General features: G+C 71.2%; 7 protein-coding genes. 3 read left to right on the top strand and 4 right to left on the bottom strand.

The window, feature by feature from the left end; all coding sequences use genetic code 11:
- Positions 1-378, top strand: a 378-nt coding sequence (locus tag L107_RS11200) for a hypothetical protein (RefSeq protein ID WP_159818865.1), incomplete at its 5' end; no start/stop codon positions are given.
- Here L107_RS11200 and L107_RS11195 read toward each other — a convergent pair.
- The gene (locus L107_RS11195; protein WP_159818863.1) at positions 371-1,585 is read right to left on the bottom strand and encodes a lipid-A-disaccharide synthase-related protein; all 1,215 of its coding nucleotides are present in this window, start codon (positions 1,583-1,585) and stop codon (positions 371-373) included. The genes L107_RS11200 and L107_RS11195 overlap by 8 nt on opposite strands.
- Positions 1,586-1,659: 74 nt before the next feature.
- On the opposite strand from L107_RS11195, the gene L107_RS11190 reads away from it, so the two are divergent.
- Positions 1,660-1,920: a hypothetical protein gene (locus tag L107_RS11190; protein WP_106223019.1), complete on the top strand. Its 261-nt coding sequence runs from the start codon at positions 1,660-1,662 to the stop codon at positions 1,918-1,920.
- Here the strand turns inward: L107_RS11190 and L107_RS11185 are convergent.
- On the bottom strand, positions 1,877-2,812 hold the full coding sequence (locus tag L107_RS11185; protein WP_159818861.1) for a TIGR01777 family oxidoreductase: 936 nt from the start codon (positions 2,810-2,812) through the stop codon (positions 1,877-1,879). The two genes, L107_RS11190 and L107_RS11185, sit on opposite strands and share 44 nt — an antisense overlap.
- A 77-nt stretch (positions 2,813-2,889) precedes the next feature.
- On the opposite strand from L107_RS11185, the gene L107_RS11180 reads away from it, so the two are divergent.
- Positions 2,890-3,153, top strand: a complete 264-nt coding sequence (locus tag L107_RS11180) for an NAD(P)H-quinone oxidoreductase subunit O (protein WP_159818859.1) — start codon at positions 2,890-2,892, stop codon at positions 3,151-3,153.
- Here L107_RS11180 and L107_RS11175 read toward each other — a convergent pair.
- On the bottom strand, positions 3,150-3,845 hold the full coding sequence (locus tag L107_RS11175) for a J domain-containing protein (RefSeq protein WP_106223022.1): 696 nt from the start codon (positions 3,843-3,845) through the stop codon (positions 3,150-3,152). The two genes, L107_RS11180 and L107_RS11175, sit on opposite strands and share 4 nt — an antisense overlap.
- 168 nt (positions 3,846-4,013) lie before the next feature.
- On the bottom strand, positions 4,014-5,475 hold a 1,462-nt coding region (locus L107_RS11170; protein ID WP_159818857.1), incomplete at its 5' end, for an iron uptake porin.

Raw genomic sequence — 5,475 nt, 5'->3', positions numbered from 1 at the left:
GCCCGCTACCAGCAGGGGGCCGCGCCCGAGGAGCTGATCGACGAGTTCCTGCAGATCACGGCCCAGGAGCCGCGCCAGTCGGCGGGCTGGACCTGTCTGGCCTGGCTGCAGCTGCTGCTCGACCAGCCCCAGGCGGCCCTGCCCTCGGCCCGCAACGCGGTGAAGCTCAACCCCCAGGATCCCCAGGCGCGCATCAACCTGAGCGTGGCGATGCTGGAAACCGGCGCCAAGGGGGTGCGGGAGCACATCGAGATGGTCAAGCGGGTGATGCTGATGGCCCCGGAACTGGCCGAGGAACTGCAGGGCTCGATCGCCGACGGCCTGCAGCGGCGCCCGGGCTGGCAGGCCCTGGAGAAGGTGAAGGCCTGGCTCAGCTGAGTTCCGGCCGCCCCTGGGTCAGGGCCTCGAGCACGGTCTCGGCGATGCGCCGCGAGCCCCCCGGCGGGCCCACCCGCTCCAGGGCGGCCTGGGCGCAGCGCCGGGGCAGGTCGGGGTCCGCCAGCAGGCGCTGGATCAGGCCGGCGGCCTCCCGCAGATCGCCGGTGTCGGCCGGGCGCCGCCCCACGGTGTGGACCGTGGGACCCAGCAGCCGCATCTGGGATTCGGCGAAGGCATAGCTGAACTGGGGGCCCCGGCCCACCAGCTGGACCACCGGCAGGCCGAAGCCCACCGCCTGCTCCACGGCGGTGCCGGCCATGCCCACCACCAGGTCACTGGCGGCCAGGATCGAGGGCAGGGCCCCCGGCAGCAGCCGCACCTCAAGGTCGCCGCCGGCGGAGCGCAGCACGCCCCCGTCCTGTTGCCAGCCGACCGCCGCCGCCAGGGGTTCCAGGTCCCGCCAGTGGGGGCTCTCCACCACCGCCACCAGGAAGCGCCAGGGACCCTCCCCGGCCCGTTCGCCCAGCTGGCCGCAGAGCCGCAGCATCAGCACCAGGTTGTGGAGGGCCTCCGGGAAGCGGCTGCCGGGCACCAGCGCCAGCGTGCGGGTGCCCGGCAGGCGGGCCACCTGGGCGGGGTCCGGTGGCGGCAGATCCATGATCGGGTAGCCGCGGAACAGGGCCTTGGCCTGGCCCTGGGCCTGCAGGTCGGTGGCGGTGAAGGCATCGCGGGTGAGCACCACGCGCACCCGCCGCCGCCGGCAGCACCAGCGGGTGAGGGCGGAGAGCCGCAGCCGGCCCTCGTAGTAGCTGGAGGTGGAGACCAGGAACACCACCGTCGGCCGGCCGGTGAGCAGGGCGAAGATCAGCGGCACGTGGTCACCGATGCTGACCACCAGATCGAAGCGGCGACCCTGGCGCCAGGCCGCCCAGAGCTGGGCCAGGCTCTGCTGCAGCCAGCCCGCCGCCAGGTCCTTCCAGAGGTTGAGGCCCTGGTACACCATGCCCCCGGAGGGCAGGCTGCGGCCCGCGTAGAGGAGGGGAATGCCGCGGCGCCCGTAGGCCGATCCGGCACCCACGATCGGCAGGGCCGCCAGTTCCAGTCCCGGATCGCACTGGCGCAGGCCATCGGCGATCAATCCCCCATTGAGATCCTCCCCATGGCCGTTGCTGATCAGCAGGATCCTGGGAGCAGGGGAAAGGGGCACACGGGACACCAAGCACGGTCGAGTTTAGGTTTGGGCACACCGGGGATTTCCCCCTCCCGGCTCACCCCTCCGGCATGAGCACTCCCCCCACCGGCCCCGTCGCGCAGGTGCGCCGCGTTCTCGATGTCGTGCTGGTGGCCGACGTCTTCCTGGTGCTGGCCGGGGCCCTGTTCTTCGCCGTGGCGGTGGTGCTGCACGGCCAGCGGCTGGATGGGCCCCTGGAGCTGTTCCAGCGGCTGTGGCAGCCCCTGTTCACGCCCGCCATCGGCCTGCTGATGGCGGCGGCCCTGCTCAGCGGCGGGCTGGGCTGGTGGCAGCGGCGAGGGCAGAGCTGAGGTCCGGGTACTGGAAGTGGAAGCCCTGGGCCAGCAGCCGCTCGGGGAGGACCTGCTGGCCTTCCAGCACCACGGCGGCACCATCGCCGAGCAGCAGTTGCAGCAGGGGGCCGGGCACCGGCAGCAGGCTGGGCCGGCCGAGGGAACGGCCGAGGCTGGCGGCGAAGATCCCCATGCGGGTGGGCTCCGGGGCCACGGCGTTGTAGGGGCCGGCGTAGGCGTCGTCCTCCAGGGCGGTGACGATCAGCCGGCAGAGGTCGTGGCGGTGGATCCAGCTCATCCACTGCTGGCCGCTGCCCACCGGCCCGCCGAAACCGGCCCGGAACACGGGCAGCATCTTGCCGAGGGCGCCCCCGTCAGGGCCGAGCACGATGCCCACGCGCAGCACCACGACGCGGCAGGCCTCGGGGGCGACCTGGGTGGCGGCTTCCCAGCGGGCGCAGAGGCGGGCCAAGAAATCGTCGCCGGGGGGGCTGGCCTCCGTGAAGGCGGCCTCGAGGCTGGTGCCGTAGTACCCGACGGCCGAGCCGTTCACCAGCACCCGGGGCGGTGTGGCCAGGGCCGTCATCGCCCGCACCAGCTGGGTGGTGGTGCCGATGCGGCTGTCGAGCAGGCGCTGGCGGTGGGCCGGCGTCCAGCGCTGGTCGGCGATCGGCTCCCCCGCCAGGTTGACGACCCCATCGGCCGCCGCCAGAGCCTCCCGCAGCGCCGGCTGGTTCCAGCTGGCCGGGTCGGACGGATCGAAGCAGAGGGTGATGAGCCGGGGGTCGGCCGCCTCGCTGTCGGGCCGGGGACGACGGCTGACCAGGGTGAGCTGGTGGCCGAGGTTGAGCAGGAACGGCACCAGCTCCCGGCCGACGAAACCGGTGCATCCGAGCAGAAGCAGTCGCATGCCCACCGTTCCAGCGGAAACCAGTGCCGAGGTTAGGTTCCGGCGGCCCTAACCTGGGTCGATCCCACCTCCCCACGATGGCTGAGTCCGCGCCTGCCGCTCCCCCGAGCCTGAAAAAGGGTGCCCTGGTCAGGGTGAACCGAATCGCCTACACCAACAGCCTGGAGGCCGCCGCGAGCGACCCGGTGCCCCCCGGCTACCTGTTCGAGGGGCCCGGAGAGATCCTGGCGATCCAGGGGGAGCACGCCCAGCTGCGCTGGCGCCTGCCGGTCCCCGACGTGTGGCTGCGGCTCGACCAGCTCGAGGCCATGCCCGCCGGCCAGGGCTCCCTCGCCGCCTAGAGCTCCACCCGGCGCCGTTCCTCCTTCAGCCGGCTGCGGCGCAGCCTGGCCTCCCGCAGCATCTCCTTGCCGTCATGGAGGTAGCTGTCGACGTAGCCCATGGTGTAACGCTCCAGCTCCACCAGGGCATCCTGCACCTGGCTGAGGCAGTGGTAGAGGCTGAGGCCGAACCCCTTGGCCGCCGCTGGGCAGGCCCGGGAGCGGTAGAGGGCCTCCACCTTCTCCATGCGCTGCCGGCTCTGGTCGAGGAAGGCGCAGAACGCCTCCATCAGCGCGTCGTCGTAGGGGTCGGCGGCCAGGGAGCGCAGCTGGGCGGGGAAGGGATTGATCACCTGCCCGATCAGCCGGTCGATCGGCACGTACACCTGCTGGAGCCAGCCCAGCAGCTCCTCGTCACTGGCGGCCCCGACGCCGCGGTGGCGAGCCGCCGCTGGCCCCCTGGCCGTCGCGGCACCGCCAGCGGCGGTGTGCGCCGGCACGCCAACGCCGGCGCCATGGTCGTAATGGCGGCGCCGGTCGCCGTCGCCCAGCACCTCCCAGGCCGCATTCAGGGCCAGGATCGTGCGCGGATCACCGCCGGCGTCCGGGTGATGGCGTTTGACGAGGGCCCGGTAGGCCGCCTTGATTTCGGCGGTGGTGGCCCCGGGCGTGACCCCGAGGATGGCGTAATGGTCGGCGGAGGTCCTGGCCATGCGCTGACGGCGCCATCTGGCTCCAGCATCGCCGATGGGAACGCCCGGACGGGACCCGCCGGCGCCCGGCCATGAAAAAGCCCCCCTGGAGAGGGGGGCGCGGAGTTGTGAGGAAGCGTGAGGAGAAAGGAGCGCCGATCCGGGGGGACCGATGGGGACCCCGGAGAATCAGAACCGGAACTGGGTCTGGACCAGGCCGCCGAGCACGCTGCTCGACTGGCCGGCGGTGGTGAACTGGCCGTTGGGGCGGCTCAGGTAGAAGAGCGCCGGGGTCACGCTGATGTTGTCGGTGACCTGGAAGCGATACCACCATTCCCAGACGAAGTTGCCGTCCTGGGGCGTCTGGCCGTTGCGCAGGGAGGTGGCGAACACCGGCTGACCCACGGCCATGCCGAGGGCATTGCCCTTGGCGAACGCATCGGCCCACTGCAGGCCGACACTCCAGGACTGGCTGGCGCCCCGGTTGGCCGACTGGTTGAAGGTCGGCACCGTGTCGAAGGTCGGCACCCGCACCGACGTGGCCCCGACGCGCAGCAGGGCGGTCTGGGGGTTCAGCTGGGGCTGGGTGAGGGCGTTGTAGCCCCAGCCCAGGTTGATCGAGGGGATCCAGCCGCTCTTCTTGGGCTGCCACGCGAAGGTGGTGGCGAAGTTGTTGGAGTAGGAGGCGTTGGTGCCGAAGTTCTCCGAACCCAGGAAGTTGTTGTTGATGTTGGGGCAGTCGACCGCCGGCTGGGCGAAGGAGGTGCCGCGGCGGAAGTTCTGGCCGCACTGGACGTAGCTCCAGGCGAAGGCGAAGCGCCAGTTCTTGCCGGCGAAACCGGCCTGGGTCGTCCAGGTGCCGCGGCTGCGCTCGTTCAGCAGGCCCCCCTGGTTGGGGTTGCCGTTGTCGCCGTTGGGGGCGACGTAGGCCGTGGAGATCGCGAAGAAGGGCTTGCCCTTCTTGACGTTCTGCTTCCACATCAGGCCGAAGGTGGAACCGGTGGCCTTGTTGTAGGTGCCGGGGGCGCCGTGCAGCGTGAAGACATCGAGGATGCCACCGTTGTAGAACCAGGGCGTGATCGCCAGGAACTCGGTGTTCCGGGCCCGGGCGCCGACCAGGGCGGTGAAGTCCCGGCCGATCGGGAAGCGGTAGTAGAGACGGTCGATGTTGACGACGTCAGCTCCACCGACCGGGGAGAAGGCGCGATCCAGCGCCATCAGGTTGTACGGCTGGCCGCCGAAGGGGCTGTTGTTGAAGTTGCCGCTGCGCAGACGGGTGTACAGCAGGTCCTTGCCGGTGAAGCTGGTGAGGAAGTTGAGGCGGATGTCGTAGTTGAACACCGTGGCGCCCCAGTTGCGCCGGTTGTTGGCGGGGAAGGCGTTGGCCGCACCGGCCGGCACACCGACGGCGGGGTTCGGCAGGCCCTGGTTGCCACCGAAGCTGTTGGCGCCGATCACGAAGACCGCATCACCCTGGAACTTGGTGGTGGTGGAGAACTGGGTGGCCTCCAGCTCGCCCACCTTGGCCTCCAGGCCATCCACCCGGCCGCGCAGCACGGCGAGTTCCTTCTCGAACTCCTCCATCAGGCGCTTGAGCTCGTCGGTCACCTCGGTGATCCGGTCGAGGCAGGCGTTCAGCAGGGCCGCCGCT

Origin of the sequence: Cyanobium sp. Copco_Reservoir_LC18, from assembly GCF_009834675.1 — a bacterium.
Classification (GTDB): Bacteria; Cyanobacteriota; Cyanobacteriia; order PCC-6307; family Cyanobiaceae; genus Cyanobium; species Cyanobium minutissimum.
Note: the sequence above shows the minus strand (reverse complement) of the source record. Positions and strands in the feature narration are given on the sequence as shown.